Source organism: Xanthobacter autotrophicus (genome assembly GCF_005871085.1).
Classification (GTDB): Bacteria; Pseudomonadota; Alphaproteobacteria; order Rhizobiales; family Xanthobacteraceae; genus Xanthobacter; species Xanthobacter autotrophicus.
Genome location: NZ_VAUP01000015.1, coordinates 20,073 through 42,332, shown reverse-complemented (window position 1 = coordinate 42,332; position 22,260 = coordinate 20,073). Strand labels below are relative to the sequence as shown.

Genomic DNA, 22,260 nt, shown 5'->3' with positions numbered 1-22,260 from the left:
GCTCAGCTCCCGGCGACGGGCGGGGTGCGGGTGCGCACGTTCACCCGGCTGCCGTTGCGCAGGGAAAGCTGGCCGTCGGTGACCACCGTCTCGCCGCCGGAGAGCCCCTTGGTTATCACCGAGCGTCCCTCCACCGTTCGCGTGGTGGTGACCGGCCGCACCTTGGCGATGCCGTCCTCCACCACGAAGACGAAGGTGCCGTCCTGCCCGGTCTGCACCGCCTCGCTGGGGACGGCGACGATGTCGTTCTCCATCCGGAGCGTCACGGTGACGGCGCCCAGCGTGCCGGGCCACAGCCGCTCGTCCGCATTGGCGAAGATGGCGCGGGCGGTGAGGGTCCCGGTCTGCGGGTCCACCGTATTGTCGATCACCGCCACCTTGCCGTCGGAGATGGTCTCGCCCGAACCGTGGAGGGTGATGGAGACCTTGGCATCCTGGGCCGCCCGCAGGTCGGCGATGTAGCGCTCCGGCAGACCGAAGGCGACATAGATGGGCTTCAGCTGGCGCACCGTGGCCAGCGTGTCGTCCACGCGGATCACCGCGCCGGCCCGGGCGGCCGACACGCCGATGCGTCCGGAGGCCGGGGAGCGGATGTCGTAATAGCCGCGCTGGACCTTGAGCGACTGCAGGTTCGCCTCGTCCTGCGCCACAGTGGCCTTCTGCACGTCGGCGGTGGTCTTGGCGTCATCCACCTGCACCTGCGAGACCGCGTTGCGCGTGGCGAGGCCGCTATAGCGCTCCACGTCGCGCAGGGTCTTCTCCAGTTGCACCTTGTCGCGGGCCAGCGTCGCCTCGGACTGGCGGATTTCGGCGTCGATGACGCGGGAATCGAGGGCGAAGAGAAGATCGCCTGCCTGCACGAAGGCGCCGTCGGCAAAGCCCACCTTGTCCACCGCCGCGGCGACCCGCGAGCGGATCGGCACGGTGACCATGGATTCGACGGTGCCCAGGGCCTCCACCCGTACCGGGAGCGCAGTGCGCTCGGCCTTGGCGGCGAGCACCGCGACCACCCGCCCCGACGTGCTCGCCGGCTTTTGCGCCGCGGCGCTGATCCAGGGCTTCCGGTCCCAAGCCCAGGCTCCCGCGCCGAGCACCGCCAGACACAGGACAGCCAATAGAACCCGTCGTTTACGCGATCCCGTCTCCGAAGACATGCAAACCTCGATCGCCCACCCGCCAGAGCCGAATCCGTCCAGGTTCGGCAGACCTGACGGAACTCCGCACCCTCGCCCGCCAGAGACCACGCACCATTCGGGTTCCTACGCAATCCGAAAGGTGTGGGCGCAACGGCCCCGGCCTCGCTCGCCGCAATGCAACACCAAGCTGATCGTCCGGTCCAATTAAGGTTTGGTCAGGTCCGCACCGAGGGCGCCGGGCAACCATGATACACTTGTGATGCACACACTCGTGATCGCCCGCGCCGGCCGTCAGCGCCGCAGCGTCACCTTGGCCAGCCGCTCCAGCGCGCGGTCGATGGTCTCGTCGCGCTTGGCGAAGCAGAAGCGCACCACGCTCTTCACCGCGTCCTGGGCATAGAAGGCCGAAACCGGGATGGTGGCGACCCCGAAGGTGCGCACCAGATCGAGGCAGAAGGCCTCATCGTCCGCTCCGTTGGTGTGGGCGGCAAGGTCGATGGAGAGGAAATAGGTGCCCGCCGACGGCAGCACCGAAAAGCCGAGGCTGGCGAGCCCCTGCGCCAGACGGTCGCGGGAGCGCTGGAGGTCGGCCCGCATGCCGGTGAAATAATCGTCCGCCTTGCCGAGCCCGTAGGCCACCGCCACCTGCAAATTGGGCGGCGTGGTGAAGGTGAGGAACTGGTGCGCCTTGGACAACACCTTCATCAGCGGCGGGGCGGCGAAGACGAGGCCCACCTTCCATCCGGTCATGCCGAAGATCTTGCCGGCGGAAGAGATTTTCACGGTGCGCTCGCGCATGCCCGGCAGGGCCATGAGCGAGGTGAAGGCGACGCCGTCGAAGATGACGTGTTCCCACACCTCATCAGACACCGCATAGGCATCAAACGCCACGCAGAACTCGGCCAAAAGCGCCAGTTCCGCGTGGCCATAGACCACACCGGTGGGGTTCTGCGGATTGTTGAACAGCACCAGCTTGGTGCGCTCGGAGAAGGCGGCGGCGAGGGCCTCCCGCGTGATGCTCCAGGACGGCGGCTCGAGCCGCACCAGCTTCGGGATGCCGCCGGCCCGCTTCACCAATGGGAGGTAGGCGTCGTAGAGCGGCTGGAACAGCACCACCTCGTCACCGGACTCGATGAGGGCGAGGAGCGCGCCGGCCAGCGCCTCGGTGGCGCCGGAGGTGACCATCACCTCGGCGTCGGGATCCAGCTCCAGCCCCTGCCAGCGGCGATAATGGGTGGCGGCGGCGGCGCGCAGCTCCGGCAGGCCCATCATGGGGGGATACTGGTTCCAGCCGTTCACCACAGCGTCGGCCGCCGTGCGCCGCACGTCCTCCGGGCCGGGATCGTCCGGGAAACCCTGGCCGAGATTGACCGCCTCATGGGTGCGGGCAAGCTGCGACATCACCTCGAAGATGGTGGTGGGCAGCTCCGCATAGATCGGGTTGAGGGACCGGGCGGGGCGGGAAGCGGCGGAAGGAAGGGACATGGAACGGTCACGGCAAGGGAAAAGGCTCTGGCCGTTTAGACCTTCTCGCCGTGGGACGAAAGTCCGGTTTGGTGGTGTCTCAATTTGAAAACCTACCGCTTGACCCTGCGCGCTCTGAACCCTCTCCCGCACTGAAGCCGGATATTTCCGGCTTCAGCTCTGGGGAGCCGAACTCGGCAACAGCCGAGTTCGGGCGGGAGAGGGAGCCGGCCGGCGCGGGGTTGGAAAGCAGGTGCGCCGGCGGCTCTTTTCAAACTGGGACACGGCCTCCGGTGGAGACCGCGGCCTCCCCCTCCATCAGGGGCTTGAGGGCGGCGACCAGCGCCTCGGGCGTCACCTGCCCCATGGGCATGAGCACTTTTGCGGCTTGCGTGCGCGCGCCCGGCCGCATCACCAGAACCACCGTCTCGGAGCCGCCGCAGGCGGGATCACCACAGGAAATCTCGGAGACCGAGACCGTGGCGTCCGCATCAAGCTTCAGGGTGTCGCGCACGAGATCCGCCAATGCGCGGGCGGCATCGCGCGCGGGGCCCGCCTCCCCGCGCCGGCGCATGAACAGCCTCATCCCCGCCTCCTCGATGGATCTCAGGGCGGGTTTTGAACCGTCCTCGCGGCGCAAACATGACGGCGCTCACTCCTCGTCGTCGTCCCCCTCGGGCTGGAGGCCGAACAGCCGCCGCACCTTCGCGATGGAACGCTTGAGGCGGCCCGGCTCCAGCCGCAGCACGGCCCAGGTGACGCGACCGTCCACCACCTCGCGCACCTCGATCACCGCATGGCCATAGCGGATGCGCATGCCCCGCGCCGGATGGTCGTCCGAGCGGTCGGAGAAGGCCTCGGCGATGGTGAGGCCGAGTTCCGCGTCGGGCACCACCAGCCCGTAGAAACTCACGAGATCGCCGAGCCGCACCTCGCCCACGAAGGGGAAGGCGGCGCCGTCGTCCATGGGTGTCACCTCCTGCGGGCGGAACAGCCGGTCGAGCTGATGCACCCGCTTGGGCGGCGCCAGCACGTAGCCGTAGTCGCCGACCTTGAGCGGGCCGGCGGCTTCCGGGGTCAGGGTCTGTCCGGCGCGCACCACCATCACCAGCCGCGCCCAGCTGGGCAGCGCGTGCTGTCCGGTGGCGGGGGTGCCGGTCACCACGGGATAGGCGACCAGCTCCACCTCGGTCTGCCCCGGCAGGTCGATCTCGAAGCGGCGGATGCTGGGGGCGGGATCGGACAAGGTCACGTCGAGCCGCCGCGCCACCGTCGCCATGGTCCAGCCGTGCAGGATGAGGGAGACCAGCACCACCGCGAAGGCGACGTTGAAATAAACCTCGGCCTGCGGCAAATGCGCCAGCATGGGAATGGTGGCGAGGAAGATGGACACCGCCCCGCGCAACCCGGCCCAGGAGATGAACAGCTTCTCCTTCAGCGAGAAGCGGAACGGCGCGAGGCACAGGAACACCGCCGCCGGGCGCCCCACCAGGATGAGGAACGCGGCGACCCCCAAGGCGGGCAGCGCGTAGACCAGGATCTTCTCGGGCGACACCAGAAGCCCCAGCATCACGAACATGACGATCTGGCACAGCCAGGTCACGGTATCGAGGAACGAGGTGATGGAGGCGATGGCCCGCACCGGCCGGTTGCCCAGCACCAGGCCGGCGAGATAGACCGCCAGAAATCCGGAGCCGTGCAACAGCGAGGTGACCGCGAACAAGAGCACGGCGATGCCCATGACCATCACCGGATGAAGGCCGCCCGGCAGGTCCACCCGGTTCAGCAGGGCGACGATGGCATAGCCCCCCGCCACCCCAAGCACCGCACCCACCACCATCTCCCGCAGCACGCCAAACACCATGGCCATGCCGGGGCTGCCCGCGCTGGTGGTCAAAAGCTCCACCAGAAGCACGGTGAGGAACACCGCCGCCGGATCGTTGGTGGCCGACTCGATCTCGATCACCGAGCCCACCCGCCGGCCGAGATGAAGGCCCTGCGCGCGCACCAGGAACAACACCGCCGCCGCGTCGGTTGAAGCGACGATGGCGCCCACCAGCAGGCTTTCCAGCGGGCCGAGGCTTAGCAGCGGCCCCGCCACCAGCGCCACCAGCGCCGCCGTCATCACCACGCCGATGGTGGACAGGCCCACCGCCGGGATGATGGCACCGCGCATGCTGGCGATACGCATGCGCAGCCCGCCGTCGAACAGGATCACTGCCAGCGCTGCCGAGCCCACCATGTAGGTGGCCCAATAGTCGTTGAAATGGATGCCGCCGGGGCCGCCCTCCCCTGCCGCGACACCGATGATCAGGAATACCAGAAGGATCGGCGCACCGAACCGCGCCGCGAGCAGGCTCGACAGGGTGCCGACCACAACCAGGGCGGCAACCACAAGAAGAACAAGATTAGAAACGAATACGGAACCCATCACATGCCGGGCCGCGCGCCCGCCCTTCGCAATTGAGATGCAACAGTAGCGTCTGTGGAGGCGAGGGCGTAAGCTCCTGATCGTCGCGGTCGCGAGGTCAGAGCTGTCCGCGATGTGAACCGTTAGCCGATCCGGGGGCGGAAAGGTTCAGGAAATGTCGTTCACCGGCATTCCCGCCGCGTATCTCGTCATGTCGATGGTGCGTTCGCGGGGCAATCTCGTTCTGGAGAGCGAGACGGTCTGCTTCGACCGTGATCTGGCCGTTGCCATAGCGACGGACGATTGTGGGTGTTGTGCGTGGTCTGGCGTCTATCCGCTCGACGCAAATGGCCGTTGCGTCACCGGTAGCCCGATCTTCTGCAGGGGTTCCCTCAGCGACGGATTCCGCGCCGATCAGGACGGCATCAAGACCGCGAACCACGGCGAGGCCGCGCTGTCAGCGCCCTGATCCGCGCTTGGCGACGAAGGCCATGGCAAGGTAGGGCGAATCGAACTCGACCACCTGCACCCGCCTGCTGCCACACAGGTCGCACCGCAGCGTGACCGGCTCGGCCGGCGCGCTGGTGAGTTGCGGTTCGTGCGTGTCGGAGCGTTGGGACAGGATGGAACGGCGCCCGCAGCGGCCGCATTCGGCACAGATCATCATCGGCCGAAACAGCCCCCAAATCACGGTGGTAAGATGGCAGAGGTTGCCGGGCGGCCTAAAGAAGCGCCCGGGCGTGGAAAAACAGGCGCACCTTGCGCTCCGCGAGTGCCACATCCTCCGGCCGACCCGCCTCTGCGGCACCGATGAGTGCCTTGAGGGCGGCATCGAGGCCCGGCCCGCCTTCTCCCGCCGCGAATCGTTGCAGCAGCAGGCGACCGCAATCGGTCAGCGTTTCGAGCTGACTGCCGTCGGGGAGCCAGATAGGCCGGTTGAGCGGGGTTTGCCAATGTCGTGCCATGGTGACCTTCAAACGCATGGTGGAAGTCTCCGGCTCTGTCCGGACACCTCCTCCGTCTGGCCCCCAACCGCCCCGCGCCGACGGGTCCCGCCCGCCGGCCTGTGTCAGCCGACCTCCCCCTGCCGCTCCAGCGCCGCCACGGCGAACCACCTCTTGGGATCGGTCCACATGGCGCGCTGCCGCCACCCGGCGTGCCGGGCCATGGCGAGGAAGGCGTCGACGGAGAACTTGTAGGAATTCTCCGTATGGATGGTTTCGCCTCGCGCGAAGGCGAAATGGTGGCGGCCCATGCGTACCGCCTGCTCCCTCACGCTTTCGAGATGCATCTCGATGCGGTTTTCCGTGCCATTGAAAAAAGCCTTGTGCCGGAAGCCGCCGGGATCGAAATCCGCTCCCACCTCCCGGTTGATGCGGGACAGCAGGTTCAGGTTGAAGGCGGCGGTGATGCCGGCCCGGTCGTCATAGGCGGCTTCCAGCACAGCGCGATCCTTCGCGAGGTCGAAGCCGATGACCAGGGCGGAACCGTCGCCGAGCACCTTGCCCACATGGGCGAGGAAGGAAGTTGCCGCCTCCGGCGTGAAATTGCCGATGGTGGAGCCGGGGAAGAAGCCGACCCGCCGTCCCTCCAGCCGCCCGCCCTCCCCCAACGGCGGCAGGCGGACGGCCTGCGTGAAATCCGCCTCCACCGGCACCATGGCAACCGCCGGATAGGCCTCAGCCAGCCGCGCAACCGCAGCGCGCATGTGCGGACCGGAAATGTCGATGGGCACGTAGGCCGCGGGCTCGGCCATGGCATCCAGCAGCAGGCGCACCTTGATGCTTGATCCCGAGCCGAACTCAACCAGGCTCGCGCCGGGCCCGGCCAGCGCCCCAATCTCGGCGGCGCGGGCTTTCAGGATCTCCAGCTCGCAGCGGGTTGGATAATATTCGGGCAGGCGGCAGATGTGGTCGAACAGGCGCGAGCCGGCAGCGTCGTAGAAATATTTGGGCGGCAGCGCCTTCTGCGGCTGGGACAGGCCGAAAATCACATCCGCGCGGAACAGGGCTGTGGCTTCGTCCGCCGCGCGGTGCTCGGCCGTATCGCGGGATGCGGTACGCGCGCCGGCGGGAGGCGTGGCGAGGGAGACAGGCGCCATCAGGCATCCTCCGCTAGTCTCAGGCCGGCGAAGGGCCAGCGCTGGTGGGGGTAGAAAAAGTTGCGGTAGGTGGCTCGGACATGCCCGTCCGGCGTGGCGCAGCAGCCGCCGCGCAGCACCATCTGCGAGCACATGAACTTGCCGTTGTATTCACCCAGCGCTCCCGGCTGCGGCCGGTAGCCGGGGTAGGCGACGTAGGGGCTCTGGGTCCATTCCCACACGTCGCCATAGAGCTGAGCGGGATGGCTGGAGGCTGGCCCCGCCGGCAGTGGGCGCAGGGCACCGGCCTCCAGGAAAGTCCCGGCCACCGGCACCTGGCACGCCGCCACTTCCCATTCGGCCTCGGTGGGCAGGCGCCGCCCGGCCCAGCGGGCATAAGCGTCGGCCTCGTAATAGCTCACATGGACCACCGGGGCGGCCGGATCCACGGGATGCTGGCCGGCGAGGCTCATGGCCTCCCAGCCGGCGTCGGTCTTCTCCCAATAAAGCGGCGCCGCGTAGTCCCCCGCCTTCACCCGCGCCCAGCCGTCCGAAAGCCACAGGTCGGGACGGCCATAGCCGCCATCTTCCATGAAGGCGATCCACTCGCCATTGGTCACCGCGCGGCTGGCGAGGCGGAACGGCCTCAGCAGCACCTGGTGGCGCGGTCCCTCGTTGTCATAGGCGAAGCCGGTTCCGGCCTGGCCGATCTCGAAGATGCCGCCGGGATAATCGAAGAAGATCAGGTCCGGCGCGCGCCCCGCCGGGACGCTCGCGCGGGGCCGGTAGGCCGGGCGCAGCGGGTTGGCCGCGAACAGGTTCAGGATGTCCATCAGGATGAGTTCCTGATGCTGCTGCTCGTGATTGATACCGATCTCCAGCAGCGGCGCGATGGCGGCAAAGGCCGCCTCGCCGGCCGAGGCAATCAGCTCGGCCATGGCGTCCGTCACCCGCGCGCGATAGGCGGCCACTTCGTCCACGGTGGGCCGTGTGATGAGGCCGCGCGCAAAGCGGGCGTGACGGGCGCCGGCGGCCTCGTAATAGGAATTGAACAGATAGGCGAACTGGGGATGGGCCACCGTGTAGCCGGGACAATGGGGCACCAGTACGAAGGTCTCGAAGAACCAGGAGACATGGGCAAGGTGCCACTTGGTAGGGCTCGCGTCCGGCATGGACTGGACGGTCTGATCCTCGGGGTGGAGGTCACGCGCCAGATCCTCGCTCAGCGCCCGCACCTTCTGGAACCGGCCCAGCCAGGCGCTGCGCGGCACGGCAGGCGCGCGCATCTTGTGATGGATCGTCATTTCACCTCGCCGTCGGGCAACTTTGCGGGCAGCACCCGTCCACAGCGATAACGCTGGTGGACACGTGTTGGTTCTACGGACGATTTCCGTTTGATCGGCACCGGCGGTTACATCCGGTCCAACACGATCGCGCGAGGACAAGCTTCAGGTTGCAGCGAGCGCGACCACGGCCGCGATGGAGCGCAGGGATGGGCTCGCGGCGTGCCAGACCGCCAAAGTGCGTACATCCGGCCCGGGGATGGGGCGGGTCTCGATCTCGCCCAGGGCCCGCCAGCGCTCCACCGCCGCTTCCGGCAGCAAAGTCCGCCCGAGTCCGGCTGCGACGCATCCGATGATGCCATCCAGCGTGCCGAGTTCCAGCAGGGGCAGGTCGCCGAGCACCGTGCGGCAGCGCTCGCGGTAGCAGCAGCCTTCCCGGAACACGATGGCCGCGCTTTCCGGCGGCGCGCCGTTGGGCAGCACTTTGGGCCCCACCTCCACCAGCCGCTCGCTCCACAGCGGCTGCGAGGCGAAGCGATCATCCGCCAAATCCTCGGCGACGAAGACGAGGTCGAAGGCGCCGCGCCGCAGGCCCGCCATCAGCTCGCCGCTGGTGCCGGTCTTCAGGGTCAGGCGCAGGGGGGAGAGGGTGTCGCGGATGCGCTTCAGCACCGGCGGCAGGCGCACGGCGGCGGTGGTTTCCATGGTGCCGAGACGCAAAGGCGGCCAGTCCTGCGCCGAGGCCTTCAGCCGCGCCTCCACCTCGGTGGAGAGGCTGACGATGCGCGCGCCATAGTCGAGGGCGAGGCTGCCGGCGGCGGTGGGCACCATGCGCCCATCCATGCGCGCCACCAGCTTCTGACCCAGGCGGTCCTCAAGCTTTTTCAGGCGCGCGGTGACATTGGACTGCACGCAGCCAAGCCGCTCCGCAGCGCGGGTGATGCTGCCGGTCTCGGCCACCGCCTGGAGAAACTGGATGTCGCGGATATCCATCATCAGAAGTGAACAATAATATCAGAATGTTTCAATTTCAATGAAACTGGCATGGGCCATAATAGATAAATGAGCGAAGGAGGCCCGCCCATGACCCACGCGACTCGCCCGCCGGACGCCATCCAGCAGACCGTGCGCTGGCCCGACCGGCGCATCCTCGATCTGTTCGACATTTCGCATCCCATCCTACTCGGCCCCATGGCAGGAGCGGGCACGCCGAAGCTTGCCATCGCGGTGGGCGAGGCGGGCGGCCTCGCCTCCCTGCCCGGCGCCATGTACCAGCCGGACGAATTGCGCGCGGCCATCGAGGCGGTGCGCGCCGGCCTCCCCGGCCGGCCGCTCAACGTCAATTTCTTCTGCCACACCCCGCCCGTGCCCGATCCGGTGCGGGCCATGCGCTGGCGGACGCGCCTCGCGCCTTATTACGTGGAGCACGGCCTCGATCCGCAGGCGACGCCGCCGGCCGGCGGACGCGCGCCCTTCGATGCCACCTTGTGCGCCCTCGTGGAGGAGACGCGGCCGGAGGTGGTGAGCTTCCATTTCGGCCTGCCCGATCCCGCGCTGCTGGCGCGGGTGAAGGCGACGGGGGCGAAGGTGATCTCTTCCGCCTCCACCGTGGCCGAGGCCAAGTGGCTGGAAGCGCGCGGCTGCGACGCCATCATCGCCATGGGGCTGGAGGCGGGCGGCCATCGCCCCACCTTCCTCGGCACCGATGTGGCGGGCGACATGGCCGGCGACATGAGCCGGCAGGTGGGCACCTTCGCCCTCGTGCCGCAGGTGGCGGACGCGGTGGGCGTGCCGGTGATCGCCGCCGGCGGCATTGCCGACGCGCGGGGCATCGTCGCGGCGCTGGCGCTGGGCGCTTCCGCCGTGCAGGTGGGCACCGCCTTCCTGCTGTGCCCGGAAGCGAAGATCCCCGCCGTCCACCGTGCCGCGCTGGAGGCGGCGGGGGACGACAGCACCGCCCTCACCAACCTGTTCACCGGCCGCCCCGCGCGCGGCATCATGAACCGGGTGATGCGGGACGTGGGCCCCCTCTGCGCCGATGCGCCCGCCTTCCCGCTGGCCGGCGGCGCCCTTGCCCCGCTGCGCGCGGCGGCGGAAGCCGAGGGCCGGGACGATTTCACCAACCTGTGGGCCGGGCAGGCCGCGCGCCTCGCCCCCCGCCTGCCCGCCGCCGACCTGACGCGCAAGCTCGCCGCCGACGCCCTCGCCCGGCTCGCTCCGACGGCGTGATGGAATTCGGGGCGGCTGGAGACAACGGTCCCGCGCGGTGCGCGCTTGGCCACGGGGCCGGCCCGCGTGACAAGCGCCGTAGCTCCCTTTCCTGCTTGCTGGGGAGGGGGCAGGTCGCGCTGAAAGGCACCGGCGGCGCCAAACCATAACACCTGTTGCCCCTACACGACCCTCCCCCACACGGCCTTCACCCGCACGCGGGAGCAAGTTCCGGTGGTGCCCGGTCGAAGCAGCAGACTTTCAAACCAGAACATTCCCACCTCTGCGCGCCTGCCCGTTGCTCTCCTGCCCGGAGCTCTCCTGCCCGGTGCGTAATCTTGACGCTTGGCGCCGGTCGTCCCGCGTGGTCATCTCCCGCAACCATTGAAGGCCGAAGCACGGCCGGGGGAAGCGTGCGGACGGGACTTGAGGATGCCAGGTCGGGGACGAAGACGGTGAGTGACGGCTTCCTCAAGGACGCGTTCGTCTATCTGCTCGCCGCCGGAATCCTCGTTCCGTTGTTTCACCGTGCCCGAATCGGCGCCGTGGTGGGCTTCATCGCCGCCGGCGCGCTCATCGGCCCCCACGGCCTCGGCCAACTGGCCCACAGCCTGCCCTTCGTGCGGTTCATCACCATTTCCAGCCCCGAGCGCGCCGCCCCCTTTGGTGAGCTGGGAGTGGTATTCCTGCTGTTCCTGCTCGGCCTTGAGTTCTCGGCCCCACGCTTGTGGAAGCTGCGGCGCGAGGTGTTCGGCGTCGGTACCCTTCAGGTGCTGTTCTGCGGGGTCCCCCTCGCCCTCGGCCTCGCACTGGTGGCGGTGCCCGGGCCAGAGGTGGCGCTGGTGCTGGGCTTCGCCCTCGCCCTGTCGTCCACGGCGCTGGTCAGCCAATTGCTCATCGACCAGCATCGCTCTTTGGCGCCGCTGGGGCAGTTGGTCATCGCCGTGCTGCTGTTCCAGGATCTGATGGTGGTGCCGATCCTGCTCGCGGCCGAGCTTTTGAGCGGGCCGGCAACCGATGTCCTCACCCTCGCAGCCATGGCGCTGGCCAAGGCCACGGGCGCGGTGGCGCTCATCCTGGTGGCCGGGCGCTTCGTGCTGGCGCCGCTGGTGGCGGTGGCCGCCTCCACCCGCTCGCGGGAGCTGATCATGGCCATCACCCTCGTGGTGGTTGTGGGCTCGGCGGCGGTGACCCATGCGGCCGGACTTTCCAGCGCGCTGGGCGCGTTCCTCGCCGGCATGGCGCTGTCGGAAACCGCCTACCGCCACCAGATCGAGGTGGACCTGGAGCCGTTCAAGGGCCTGCTGGTGGGCGTGTTCTTCGTCACCGTGGGCATGAGCCTTGATTTCGCGGCGGTGCTGCCCCGCGCCCTGTGGGTGGTCGCGGCGGTCGCGGCGCTGATCGCGGTGAAGGCCGCCTGCACTTATGGCGCCGCCCGGCTGCTGCGGGTGAGTGCGCCCGCCGCCGCCGAGGCGGCCCTGCTGTTGTCCCAGACCGGGGAATTCGCCTTCGTGGTGCTCGGGCTGCTCGCCGCCAAGGGCGTGCTGGGCGCGCAGGATGCCGCCACCCTCGTCGCCGTGGTCAGCCTCAGCCTTGCCGCGACTCCGGTGCTCGCCCGTGTCGCGGCAAGGCTCGGGCGCACGCTGGATGCGAGGCTCCACGACGCCCTGGCGCCGGTGGCCAGCACCGCCAGCGGCCATGTGATCATCGGCGGGTTCGGCCGGGTGGGCCGCACCATCGCCGATGCGCTGGACGAGGAAGGCGTGCCCTATGTGGCGGTGGACGCCGACCCCCGGCGGGTGGCGGAGGCGCGGGCATCGGGCCGCCCGGTGTTCTTCGGCGATGCCGGGCGGGCCGAAATCCTCGATCGGCTGGGGGCGGACCGCGCCCTTGCCTTCGTCGCCACCCTCGACGCGCCCAATGCCGCCGAGCGCATGGTGACGGCGGTGCGCCAGCACTGGCCCGGCACCGCGGTGATCGCCCGCGCCAAGGATGCCGAGCACGCCCGGCGCCTGGCCGCGCTGGGGGTGGCCGGCGTCATCCCCGAGGCGGCGGAGGCCAGCCTCCAGCTCATGGCCCAGCTGCTGTCCGCCCTTGGGCTGTCCGACGAGACGGTGTCCGCCCGCACCGACCTGACTCGGGCGCGCATCCGCGACGACATCGAGCGGCGCGCCGATGCGGAAGGGATCTGAGCCCGTGGGTGAACACAAGATGGGTGAACACAAGCCGGCCCTGCGTTCCTTGCGCCGCCGCATCTTCGATATTCTGGAGCGGGACCTGCCCGGCGACCATATCGCCGACGCGGTGCATTACATCCTCATCGCGGTGGTGCTGCTCTCAGTGGGCGGAGCGGTGCTCGCGACCGTGCCGTCGCTCCAGCTGCGCGAGAAATGGTGGTTCCATTGGGGCGAGTTCAGCGCCCTCATCATCTTCACCGTGGAATACGGCGTGCGCCTGTGGGTCGCGCCGGAACATCCGCTGCGCAAGCGGCTCAAGCCGCTCGTGGCACGGGCGCGCTATGCGGTGACGGCGCCGGCGCTGATCGATCTTGCCGCCATCCTGCCCTGGTTCGTCGCGCTCATCTCCGAGTTCGACGTGCACGCGCTGCTGGTGCTGCGGCTGCTGCGCTTCCTGAAGCTGGCGCGCTATTCCTCGGGCTTCAACGCGCTCTACCTGGCAGTGCGGCGCGAGCGCTATGCGCTGTTGTCCTGCCTCATCATCCTGTGGACCGGCGTGCTGATGGCGGCCACCGCCATGTATCTCATCGAGCGCAACGTGCAGCCGGACAAGTTCGGCTCCATTCCCGAGGCCATGTGGTGGGCCATCACCACCCTCACCACCGTAGGCTATGGCGACGTGGTACCGGTGACCAATCTGGGCCGGGTGGTGGGCGCCATCACCATGGTGTCGGGCCTGATGATGCTGGCGCTGCCCATCGCCATCATCGCCAGCTCATTCTCGGAGGTGATCTCCAAGCATAATTTCGTGGTCACCTTCTCCATGATCTCGCGGCTGCCGCCGTTCTCGGACCTGGAGGCGCCGGTGCTGGGGGACATCCTGCCCCTGCTCAATTCCCGCAGCTTCGACCGGGGCCATCACGTGGTGCGCCAGGGCGAGACCGCCGCCCACCTGTTCGTGGTGCTGCAAGGGCGCCTGGAGATGGAGGGCGAGGAGGGCACACGCTCGCTCGGCCCCGGCGACGTCTTCGGCCTGTTGCCCGGCCACACCAAGGCGAGCCTGTTGCCGGTGCGCGCGGTGATCAAGACCAAGATCCTCGCCATCGAGGAGAACGAGCTGCACATGCTGGCGCTGCGCCATCCCGCCGTGATGGGCCGCCTCGCCGCCGCCGCGCGGGACCGGGATCCGGAGGCTTGAGGGCGCGGAGGCTCGCGCAAAAAGAAAGGGGCCGCGCTGCGGCCCCTTCCCAAACTCTCGAAGGCGGTCGATGCCGCCCGCGCCGCTACCTCACGCAGCCATCGCCTTGGTGAGGTTCTCGGAGATCTTGTCGAGGAAGCCGGTGGTGGAGAGCCACTTCTGGTCGGCTCCGACGAGGAGCGCGAGGTCCTTCGTCATGTAGCCGGACTCAACCGTGTCCACGCACACCTTTTCAAGGGTGGCGGCGAACTTCGCCAGCTCGTCGTTGCCATCGAGCTTGGCGCGGTGGGTGAGGCCGCGGGTCCAGGCGAAGATGGAGGCGATGGAGTTGGTGGAGGTCTCCTTGCCCTTCTGGTGCTCGCGATAGTGACGGGTGACGGTGCCGTGGGCGGCCTCGGCCTCCACGGTCAGGCCGTCGGGCGTCATCAGCACGGAGGTCATGAGGCCGAGCGAGCCGAAGCCCTGGGCCACGATGTCGGACTGCACGTCGCCGTCGTAGTTTTTGCAGGCCCACACATAGCCGCCGGACCACTTGAGGGCCGAGGCCACCATGTCGTCGATCAGGCGGTGCTCGTAGGTGATGCCGCGCTTGGCGAACTCGTCCTTGAACTCGGCGTCGAACACTTCCTGGAAGATGTCCTTGAAGCGCCCGTCATAGGCCTTCAGGATGGTGTTCTTGGTGGAGAGGTAGACCGGGTAGTTCCGGATCAGGCCGTAGTTGAGCGAGGCGCGGGCGAATTCGCGGATCGACTCATCCAGATTGTACATGGCCATGGCCACGCCGGCGCCCGGGAACTTGTAGACTTCCTTCTCGATCTTGGTGCCGTCCTCGCCCACGAAGGAGATGGTCAGGGTGCCCTTGCCCGGCACCTTGAAATCGGTGGCGCGATACTGGTCGCCGAAGGCATGGCGGCCCACCACGATGGGCTGGGTCCAGCCCGGCACCAGGCGCGGCACGTTCTTGCAGATGATGGGCTCGCGGAAGATCACGCCGCCCAGGATGTTGCGGATGGTGCCGTTGGGCGACTTCCACATTTCCTTGAGCTTGAATTCCTCGACGCGGGCCTCGTCCGGAGTAATGGTGGCGCACTTCACGCCCACGCCATGCTTCTTGATGGCATTGGCCGCGTCGACCGTGACCTTGTCGCTGGTGGCGTCCCGGTTCTCGACCGACAGATCGTAATATTCCAGGTCGATGTCGAGATAGGGGTGGATCAGCTTGTCCTTGATGTACTGCCAGATGATCCGGGTCATCTCGTCGCCGTCGAGCTCGACGACCGGATTTGCCACCTTGATCTTCGCCATGGGACGGCCTTTCAGGACTGCTCTTTGAGCCAAAAGGGAAAGCAGAGAAGGGGCGACCGGCGCTCGCGCGCCGAAACTCCTTCAACTTCGCCGCTATAGCACTGGCGTGGCGCAGTGCAACAGCCGCAAACCCCGGCTTTGGTGTGAGATGATTTCCCACGCCGTGGCAGACCGCGCGGCCTTACCTCTCGACCTTACCCCTCGACCTTTTACCATCGGCCTCGGTCTTCGACCGATGCCAAGTGGGTAGGCTCAAGCGCCGCGCGGGCTTGACCAATGGCCGATGCGCCAAGCTCATCGCCATTGATATCACCCCTCGACTTGGCCGCCCGCCCTGTGCAAAACAGCGCGAAACGGGAGACGACATGCCGGGTGCCGGGACCGACAGCACAAAACCATGGGTGGCCGGCGGGCCGGTGGTGATCCTGGTGGAGCCGCAGCTGGGCCAGAACATCGGCTCGGCAGCGCGGGCCATGGGCAATTTCGGCCTTTCGCGCCTGCGCATCGTGAACCCGCGTGAGGGCTGGCCCAGCGAGCCGGCCCGCATCTTCTCGGCCGGAGCCGACCGCATCCTCGCCGAGGCCACGCTCTATCCCGACCTGCGCTCGGCGCTTGTGGGCGTCAACTATGCCTTCGCCGCCACAGCGCGGGAGCGCGGCATGGCCAAGCCTGTGCTCGGCGCCGATGCGGTGGCGCAGGAGGCCCGCTCCCGCCTTGCCGGTGGGGAAGATGTGGCCCTCGTGTTCGGCCGCGAGCGCACCGGGCTCTATACGGAGGAGGTGTCGCTGTGCGATTCCATCCTAACCCTGCCGGTGAACCCCGCCTTCGCCTCGCTAAACCTCGCCATGTGCGTGGCGGTGACCGGCTATGAATGGTTCAAGGCGGAAACCGGGGGCGCCCTGCCCTTCGCCCCGCCGGACCGCTCGCCGCTGGCGGACAAGGGCGACCTCCTCGCTTTCTTCGATCATCTGGAGGGGGCATTGGAGCAGTCCGGCTTTTTCCGCTCGCCGGAAAAGGCGCCCTCCACCATCCGCAACCTGCGCAACATCTTCCATCGCCTGGGCCTGACGCGTCAGGACCTCGCCACCCTGCACGGCGCCGTCACCGCGCTGGAGGAAGGCCGCGCCGGCCGGGACGCGCGCAAGACCATCCGCATCGCCGAGGCGGCCATCCACAAGACGCGCAAGGCGACCAAAAGCAAGGCGCCGTCCGCAAGCGCGGAGCCGCCGGTGCCGGTACCGCCCGAGGGCGAGGGCGACTGAGCCTCAGCCGCCGAGCCTTTCACCCAGGAAGGCGCCAGCCTCGGCCAGCGCACGGCGCCCGTCGGCGAGGCGGTGGTACCAGATGGGCCAGGCGTGGATCATGTGCGGATAGATGGAGAGGCGCACCTCCCCGTCACAGGCGCCGAGCCGTCCGGCCATGCGCACCGCATCATCCAGCAGGGTCTCCGCCGATCCCACCTGGATGAGGATGGGCGGCAGGCCCGAAAGATCCGCAAGAAGCGGGCTGACGAGGGGATCGCTCCGGCTTCCACCGCCCGAAAGATAAGCCTCAGCCAGCATTTCGAGATAGGCCCGGTGGATGAGCGGGTCCACCGTATCCTTGGCGTCGATGCTCGCTCCCGTCATGTGGAGATCCACCCAGGGCGAGACCAGCCAGCCGCAGGCCGGCTGCTGCCTGCCTTTGGCCCGCAGCCGCTGGAACAGGGCCAGTGTCAGCCCGCCGCCCGCACTGTCGCCGCCGACTGCTATGTGGCGCGCCGCATAGCCCTGCGCCAGCAGGAAGCCATAGGCCGCCTCGGCATCGTCCAGCGCGGCAGGAAAGGGATGCTCAGGCGCGAGGCGGTAGGCGACGGCGAGGGTGCGGATGCCGGCCGCCCGGCCCGCCCCCGTCACCATGGTGCGGTGGCTCTTCAGCGAACCGGAGGAGTAGCCGCCGCCGTGCAGGAACAGCAGCACCCGTGCCTGATCCGCCCCCGGCGCCAGCGACCATTCCCCCGGCACGCCGCCGGCGTCCACAGGCGTCACCGTGATGCCCGGATCGATGGGGTCGATGGCGGTGACCTCTTCCATCCGCGCCCGCCGCTCGGCGAGGCTCTGGGGCCGGGGGCTCGCCGCGAGGATCGCGCGCAGCGCATCCATGTCGGAATTTCCCATCGGCCCTCTCCCCCATTTTGCTGACCGCCCATCCTGGGCGTTTTCCGAGGGCTGGCAAGGGCTGGCGCGGGACCGGCCGGACCGGTGGATGACTCGTCGTCCACAGGGCGGTACGCTCGTGGGCATTATTTCCGCGCCAGCCCTTTCAATCGGGAACGAGGGTTGCTACATACGCCTCGTCGACGGGCGGTTCGCCGGCTCGACAATTGACGCGGGGTGGAGCAGCCCGGTAGCTCGTCAGGCTCATAACCTGAAGGTCGTAGGTTCAAATCCTACCCCCGCAACCATCTCAAATTGCGATACCAAATCGCGCAAATCAGCCGCCCCCACGGGGCGGCTTTTTTGCGTTCGCAAGTTCTGATCAGAGCAGGTCCCCGCAACCATCTCGACTTGCGATCGGCCCGCCCCTCTGGGGGGCCGTTTGCTTTTGAGCGAAATCGCAAGAATTCCAGCCAGATCACCTCGCACGTCGACCCGAAGCTCGCCTTCTGCCGGCGTCAGGATGATCTCCTTCACCAGCGAGCGAATCAGGTCGGCCGCCGTCATCCGCTTTTCCTCCGAATCCTCCTGAAGCGCCGCATACAGCTCATCCACCTGGGCGTGGTAGTGATGCGCCATGTTTGGATGCAGGAGGGGCGGCGGCTCCTGGGCGTCCTGCAGGAACGCTTTTAGCTCCTTCTGGCGAGCCTCCAGCTCCTTCATCTGCTTCATCATCCGGGTGGGGGCGTCGTCGCTGTCGGACGCGAGGATGAGCTTCATCAACTTGTCGAGTTCCCGGTCGATTCGCTTGATCTCGGCCTCGGCCGCATCGATCGACGCTCGGCCTTCCATGCGCAGCCGATTCATCTCGCGGGTGAATTCCTCGCAGAATTCTTTGAACAGCGCTGGGTCCATCAGGTGATGGCGCAGCGCGTTCAGGACGCGCGCCTCGAACTGATCGCGCCGGATGTTCCTGCGATTGTCGCAAGTGCCCTTATTCCGGGCTGTCGAGCAGCCAACCAAGTCAGCCGAGATCATCGAATAGCCACCGCCACAGCAGGCGCACTTGGTCAGGCCCGAGAAAAGGTATTTGGGGCGCCGACGTTCTCGGAAGTGGTTCTCGGTCTCGCCGTCGTCGCTACGGTTCAGTTTGACGGCTTTCTGGCGATCCTTGACCGCCCGCCACAGCTCGTCGTCAAGGATGCGCAACTCGGGCACATCCTGGGTGATCCAGTCCTCCTCCGGGTTTATGCGCGCCTGGCGCTTGCCAGTGTCCGGGTCTTTGATGAAGCGCTGACGGTTCCAGACCAGCTTGCCAACGTACATCTCGTTGTTGAGGATTCCGTTGCCGCGCTTCGGATTGCCGTTGATCGTGCTGAAGCCCCATTCTCCACCGCCCGGCGCGGAGATGCCCTCCTTGTTCAGCTCGAAGGCAATTCGCTTCGCCGACTTTCCGGCCGAATAGTCACGGAAGATGCGGCGGATGACCCCCGCCTGAAACTCGTTGATGGTCCGGTCGCCGCGTATGGGCTCGCCGCCGGCGTCGAACTTCTTCACCACATCATAGCCATAGGCGTTGCCGCCGCCGGACTTGCCCATCTCGACGCGCCCGCGCTGGCCTCGGCGCGTCTTGTCGGCGAGATCCTTGAGGAACAGGGCGTTCATCGTGCCCTTGAGGCCGACATGCAGATGCGTGACTTCGCCCTCGGAGAGCGTGACGATCTTCACGTCCGCATAGACCATGCGCTTGTAGAGGCCGGCAATGTCCTCCTGATCGCGCGAAAGACGATCCATCGCCTCGGCCAGCACGTACTGGAAACGGCCGCGCGCCGCGTCCGAGATCAGGGCTTGGATACCGGGACGAAGAAGGGAGGCGCCGGAAATGGCGTGGTCGGTATATTCCTCGACCACCTGCCAACCCTGCTTCTCGGCATGGAGGCGGCAGATGCGGAGCTGGTCGGCGATGGAGGCGTCGCGCTGATTGTCGGACGAATAGCGGGCGTAGATCGCGACTTTCAAAGCGCACTCTCCTGAGGTGTCAGGAGCGCGTCGTGCTGCGTTCCTTTATCTGCTCTTCGAACACCTCCCGCGCAGCACGACGGGCGAGCAGGCGAGCCAACTCGCTCAGGCGCGGGTCGGGACCGTCGCCGCGGCGCACGAGCGACAGTTCCGGCTCGACGAGCCGAAGCGCGCTCCTTTGCTGCTGGCGTTTGTCCTGGTCCATCGTTGCGCCGTTCGATAGCGATTGCAAGTTGATCGGCTTCACGATTGTTGTGAATCGAAGTATAAGCAACGCAAATCAACGGAGAGTATTCGACGGCATTCAGCATATTGTTGCCGGTTCTGGCGCCATCCGGCGTAGAAAAGCGCATCACAGCAGACGGAAAATACCGGCATCGGATGGCGCGGCGATCCGCTCTCTGGCCAAGCCTGTCTGAAACGCGTTTCGCCATCGCGTCCTCACTTGTCTGCACAACAAATCTGGACTATATATCCAGATATAGCATGGAGGGTGGCCATGGGCAATGCTGCACAGAAGAGAGCGATCCAGAATTACCGCGCCCGTCTGACGCAGCGCGGCTTCACGCGCTTCGAGATCATGGCGCTCGAATCCGATCGCGAGCTGATACGCGCTCTTGCCCGTCGTCTGGCTGAGGAAGGGCCGGAAGCGGAGCAGGTTCGCGCGGCCGTGAAGACAGTCGTCGCTGGCGAACCACCCAAGCCCGGCGGCATCCTCACCGCTTTACGCCGCTCGCCGCTGGTGGGCGCGGAGCTTGATCTTTCCCGCCCGCGTGAAGAGGGGCGTAAGGTCGATCTGTGACGCGCTATCTCCTCGATACCAACATCATCAGCAATATCGTCAAGCCGCAGCCGTCGGCGGCGTTGCTGGCTTGGATGGCAGCACAGCGCGACGAGGACCTGTTTATTGCTTCATTGACCGTCGCTGAAATTCGACGTGGCATTCTGGAAAAGCCCCGCGGCAAGAAACGCGATGCGCTCGACGCCTGGTTTGTCGGGCCGGAGGGGCCGCAGGCCCTGTTCACGGGCCGCATTTTATCCTTCGACGCCAAGGCCGGCCTGATCTGGGCGCGGCTGATGGCGGAGGGCAAGGTGGCGGGTCGTCCCCGTAGCGGACTCGACATGATCATCGCCGCCGTCGCCGGTGCGAATGAATGCGTGGTGGTGACTGACAACGAGAAGGACTTCGCCGGGCTCCAGATCATCAATCCGTTGCGTGACGGCCTGGAGGGGGGAGAATGATGACGGCAGCGCCGCCTGTACCCATCGAGTACCAGCTCATCGGTCTGACCGAAGACGGCAACGCTGGAGATCTTCTGCTTGGGCTTGACCAGAAACAGGGGCGGGTTCGCCTCCAAGCTCTGATATCCGAATGGCTACGCATGGAAAACCTCGTGGTTTTGACGGGTTCCGGTACGTCGGTTTCAGCCGGCGGGAAGACCATGGCGAATCTTGAAACCGCTGTCTTCGAAACGATCGAGGCCCTCCCGGATGTGCCTGCCTCAATCGGCCCCATCATCAAGGCGCGGAGGGACGCCGTCTGGCTGGCTAATTTTATCGATGAACCGACGCTAGTGGATTGACTCCAACGCTTGGAACCCACGGTTCCTGGCGGCAATGATAGCTTCGGGGTCGGCGCGCCAGATGAAGGGTTTTGGGGTCTGGTTGTGTTCGCCGATGAAGCGGTTGATGGCGGCCTGGAGATCGACGACGGACCGGAAGACGCCATTCTGCAGCCGGCGGCGCGTCAGGATGGCGAAGAAGCCCTCGACCGCGTTCAGCCAGGAACTGGACGTCGGCGTGAAGTGGAAGGTCCAGCGCGGATGGCGGTCAAGCCAGGCCCGCACCTTCTCGTGCTTGTGGGCGGCGTAGTTGTCGAGGATGACGTGGACCAGCCTGCCGGCCGGGATGTCGCGCTCGAGGGCGTTGAGGAAGCGGATGAACTCCTGATGCCGGTGGCGCTGCATGTTCCGCCCGAACACCGCGCCGGTGAGGACATCGAGTGCGGCGAACAGCGTGGTGGTTCCGTGGCGCTTGTAGTCGTGGGTCAGGGTGGCGCCGCGGCCCTTCTTCAGCGGCAGTCCGGGCTGGGTGCGGTCGAGCGCCTGGATCTGCGATTTCTCGTCGATGCTCAGCACCAGGGCATGGGCCGGCGGGCTGACATAGAGCCCGACGACATCGTGCAGCTTCTCGGCAAAGGCGGGATCGTTGGAAAGCTTGAACTGTCGCCAGCGATGCGGGGCCAGGCCATGGGCCTTCCAGATCTTCTGCACCGTGGAGACCGCCAGTCCCGCGACCTTGGCCATGGCCCGCGTGGTCCAGTGGGTGGCCTCATGGGGCGGCGGCTTCAGCGTCATGGCGACCACGGCCGAGGCCCTGTCCTGCGCCACGGGAGCCTTGCCCGGGGGCCGCGTCTTGTCGCGCAGCAACCCTTCGACGCCTTCCGCCATGAAGCGGGCCTGCCAGCGCCAGACGGTGGTCTTCGCCGTGCCGGTCTCGGCCATGATGGCGTGGGTGCCGACGCCGTCGGCGCTCATGAGCACGATCCGGGCGCGCCAGACGTGCTTCTGCGGGGTGTTGCGATCCGCGACCAGGGCGTCAAGCCGCCGCCGGTCCGCCTCGCCGAGAATGATTGTGATCCCGTTGCGCATGCGCCAGACAAGCACAGTCCGGCGCCAAACGGAATCCACCAACGGACTCTTCCGTCTCGGTCAATCCACTAGGTTTCGAAGCTTGGCTATCCTTCGTCGCCAACGCCTTGGTCATTGGCCAGTCGAAAGACGCACCATTCTCCGGTGTCACCTGGCCGAGCACGCCCGCACCAAGCTTTGACGATCTCCAGTGG

The 22,260-nt window shown here is 67.2% G+C and carries 22 protein-coding genes and 1 tRNA gene; 9 read left to right on the top strand and 14 right to left on the bottom strand.

The genetic code is table 11. From position 1 onward, the window contains the following. Positions 1–2: 2 nt before the first annotated feature. The 4 genes from FBQ73_RS04940 to FBQ73_RS04925 form a co-directional block, all read right to left on the bottom strand. Positions 3–1,115, bottom strand: a complete 1,113-nt coding sequence (locus FBQ73_RS04940) for an efflux RND transporter periplasmic adaptor subunit (RefSeq protein WP_170218750.1) — start codon at positions 1,113–1,115, stop codon at positions 3–5. A 312-nt stretch (positions 1,116–1,427) separates the two neighbouring features. Next, positions 1,428–2,621, bottom strand: coding sequence for an aminotransferase (locus FBQ73_RS04935; RefSeq protein WP_138398398.1), 1,194 nt, complete (start codon positions 2,619–2,621; stop codon positions 1,428–1,430). A gap of 250 nt (positions 2,622–2,871) precedes the next feature. After that, on the bottom strand, positions 2,872–3,186 hold the full coding sequence (locus FBQ73_RS04930; RefSeq protein WP_138398397.1) for a hypothetical protein: 315 nt from the start codon (positions 3,184–3,186) through the stop codon (positions 2,872–2,874). A 66-nt stretch (positions 3,187–3,252) separates the two neighbouring features. Further along, positions 3,253–5,031 (bottom strand): potassium/proton antiporter, encoded by a 1,779-nt coding sequence (locus tag FBQ73_RS04925; protein ID WP_138398989.1) that lies wholly within the window; start codon positions 5,029–5,031, stop codon positions 3,253–3,255. A 154-nt stretch (positions 5,032–5,185) separates the two neighbouring features. On the opposite strand from FBQ73_RS04925, the gene FBQ73_RS04920 reads away from it, so the two are divergent. After that, positions 5,186–5,479: a hypothetical protein gene (locus FBQ73_RS04920; RefSeq protein WP_138398396.1), complete on the top strand. Its 294-nt coding sequence runs from the start codon at positions 5,186–5,188 to the stop codon at positions 5,477–5,479. Here FBQ73_RS04920 and FBQ73_RS04915 read toward each other — a convergent pair. The 5 genes from FBQ73_RS04915 to FBQ73_RS04895 all read right to left on the bottom strand — a co-directional run bounded on the left by FBQ73_RS04915 (position 5,468) and on the right by FBQ73_RS04895 (position 9,369). Continuing rightward, a complete protein-coding gene (locus FBQ73_RS04915) occupies positions 5,468–5,677 on the bottom strand; it encodes a hypothetical protein (protein ID WP_138398395.1) in 210 nt (69 codons plus the stop codon). The two genes, FBQ73_RS04920 and FBQ73_RS04915, sit on opposite strands and share 12 nt — an antisense overlap. Positions 5,678–5,732: 55 nt before the next feature. Next, entirely contained in the window at positions 5,733–5,993 is a 261-nt protein-coding gene (locus FBQ73_RS04910; protein ID WP_138398394.1) for a hypothetical protein, read from the bottom strand. Between the two features lie 86 nt (positions 5,994–6,079). Continuing rightward, a complete protein-coding gene (gene egtD / locus FBQ73_RS04905) occupies positions 6,080–7,111 on the bottom strand; it encodes an L-histidine N(alpha)-methyltransferase (RefSeq protein ID WP_138398393.1) in 1,032 nt (343 codons plus the stop codon). Continuing rightward, positions 7,111–8,394, bottom strand: coding sequence for an ergothioneine biosynthesis protein EgtB (egtB, locus tag FBQ73_RS04900; RefSeq protein ID WP_138398392.1), 1,284 nt, complete (start codon positions 8,392–8,394; stop codon positions 7,111–7,113). The genes egtD and egtB overlap by 1 nt, the downstream gene beginning before the upstream one ends. A 144-nt stretch (positions 8,395–8,538) precedes the next feature. After that, entirely contained in the window at positions 8,539–9,369 is an 831-nt protein-coding gene (locus FBQ73_RS04895) for a LysR family transcriptional regulator (RefSeq protein ID WP_138398391.1), read from the bottom strand. 87 nt (positions 9,370–9,456) lie between these two features. On the opposite strand from FBQ73_RS04895, the gene FBQ73_RS04890 reads away from it, so the two are divergent. The 3 genes from FBQ73_RS04890 (at position 9,457) to FBQ73_RS04880 (ending at position 13,956) form a co-directional block, all read left to right on the top strand. After that, positions 9,457–10,602 carry an NAD(P)H-dependent flavin oxidoreductase gene (locus FBQ73_RS04890; RefSeq protein ID WP_138398390.1) on the top strand — a complete coding sequence of 382 codons (1,146 nt, stop codon included), beginning with the start codon at positions 9,457–9,459 and terminating at the stop codon, positions 10,600–10,602. 434 nt (positions 10,603–11,036) lie between these two features. Then, positions 11,037–12,773, top strand: a complete 1,737-nt coding sequence (locus FBQ73_RS04885; protein ID WP_138398389.1) for a cation:proton antiporter domain-containing protein — start codon at positions 11,037–11,039, stop codon at positions 12,771–12,773. Positions 12,774–12,777: 4 nt separating this feature from the next. Beyond that, positions 12,778–13,956, top strand: a complete 1,179-nt coding sequence (locus FBQ73_RS04880; protein WP_170218749.1) for a cyclic nucleotide-gated ion channel — start codon at positions 12,778–12,780, stop codon at positions 13,954–13,956. 90 nt (positions 13,957–14,046) lie between these two features. Here FBQ73_RS04880 and FBQ73_RS04875 read toward each other — a convergent pair whose 3' ends face one another. Next, positions 14,047–15,261 carry an NADP-dependent isocitrate dehydrogenase gene (locus tag FBQ73_RS04875; protein WP_138398387.1) on the bottom strand — a complete coding sequence of 405 codons (1,215 nt, stop codon included), beginning with the start codon at positions 15,259–15,261 and terminating at the stop codon, positions 14,047–14,049. 365 nt (positions 15,262–15,626) lie between these two features. Between FBQ73_RS04875 and FBQ73_RS04870 the strand changes: the two genes are divergently transcribed. Next, positions 15,627–16,523, top strand: a complete 897-nt coding sequence (locus tag FBQ73_RS04870; protein WP_138398386.1) for an RNA methyltransferase — start codon at positions 15,627–15,629, stop codon at positions 16,521–16,523. A 3-nt stretch (positions 16,524–16,526) separates the two neighbouring features. On the opposite strand, the gene FBQ73_RS04865 is transcribed toward FBQ73_RS04870, so the two are convergent. Continuing rightward, on the bottom strand, positions 16,527–17,417 hold the full coding sequence (locus tag FBQ73_RS04865) for an alpha/beta hydrolase (RefSeq protein ID WP_138398385.1): 891 nt from the start codon (positions 17,415–17,417) through the stop codon (positions 16,527–16,529). Between the two features lie 210 nt (positions 17,418–17,627). Here FBQ73_RS04865 and FBQ73_RS04860 point away from each other — a divergent pair. Beyond that, a tRNA-Met gene (locus FBQ73_RS04860) sits at positions 17,628–17,704 on the top strand. Here the strand turns inward: FBQ73_RS04860 and FBQ73_RS04855 are convergent. Further along, a complete protein-coding gene (locus FBQ73_RS04855; RefSeq protein ID WP_138398988.1) occupies positions 17,661–19,415 on the bottom strand; it encodes a recombinase family protein in 1,755 nt (584 codons plus the stop codon). The two genes, FBQ73_RS04860 and FBQ73_RS04855, sit on opposite strands and share 44 nt — an antisense overlap. 19 nt (positions 19,416–19,434) lie before the next feature. Further along, complete coding sequence (locus tag FBQ73_RS04850; protein WP_210236669.1) at positions 19,435–19,662, bottom strand: hypothetical protein; 228 nt, start codon at positions 19,660–19,662, stop codon at positions 19,435–19,437. Between the two features lie 252 nt (positions 19,663–19,914). Between FBQ73_RS04850 and FBQ73_RS04845 the strand changes: the two genes are divergently transcribed. Genes FBQ73_RS04845 through FBQ73_RS04835 form a run of 3 tightly spaced genes read left to right on the top strand, consistent with a single transcriptional unit; the run spans position 19,915 to position 20,998 of the window. Continuing rightward, the gene (locus FBQ73_RS04845; RefSeq protein ID WP_012116544.1) at positions 19,915–20,217 is read left to right on the top strand and encodes a hypothetical protein; all 303 of its coding nucleotides are present in this window, start codon (positions 19,915–19,917) and stop codon (positions 20,215–20,217) included. Continuing rightward, positions 20,214–20,657, top strand: coding sequence for a PIN domain-containing protein (locus tag FBQ73_RS04840; RefSeq protein WP_138398384.1), 444 nt, complete (start codon positions 20,214–20,216; stop codon positions 20,655–20,657). The genes FBQ73_RS04845 and FBQ73_RS04840 overlap by 4 nt, the downstream gene beginning before the upstream one ends. After that, a complete protein-coding gene (locus FBQ73_RS04835) occupies positions 20,654–20,998 on the top strand; it encodes a hypothetical protein (RefSeq protein WP_246089574.1) in 345 nt (114 codons plus the stop codon). Before FBQ73_RS04840 ends, FBQ73_RS04835 begins: the two co-directional genes overlap by 4 nt. Here FBQ73_RS04835 and FBQ73_RS04830 read toward each other — a convergent pair. Further along, positions 20,987–22,066, bottom strand: a complete 1,080-nt coding sequence (locus FBQ73_RS04830; RefSeq protein WP_138398383.1) for an IS630 family transposase — start codon at positions 22,064–22,066, stop codon at positions 20,987–20,989. The genes FBQ73_RS04835 and FBQ73_RS04830 overlap by 12 nt on opposite strands. Between the last annotated feature and the right edge of the window lie 194 nt (positions 22,067–22,260).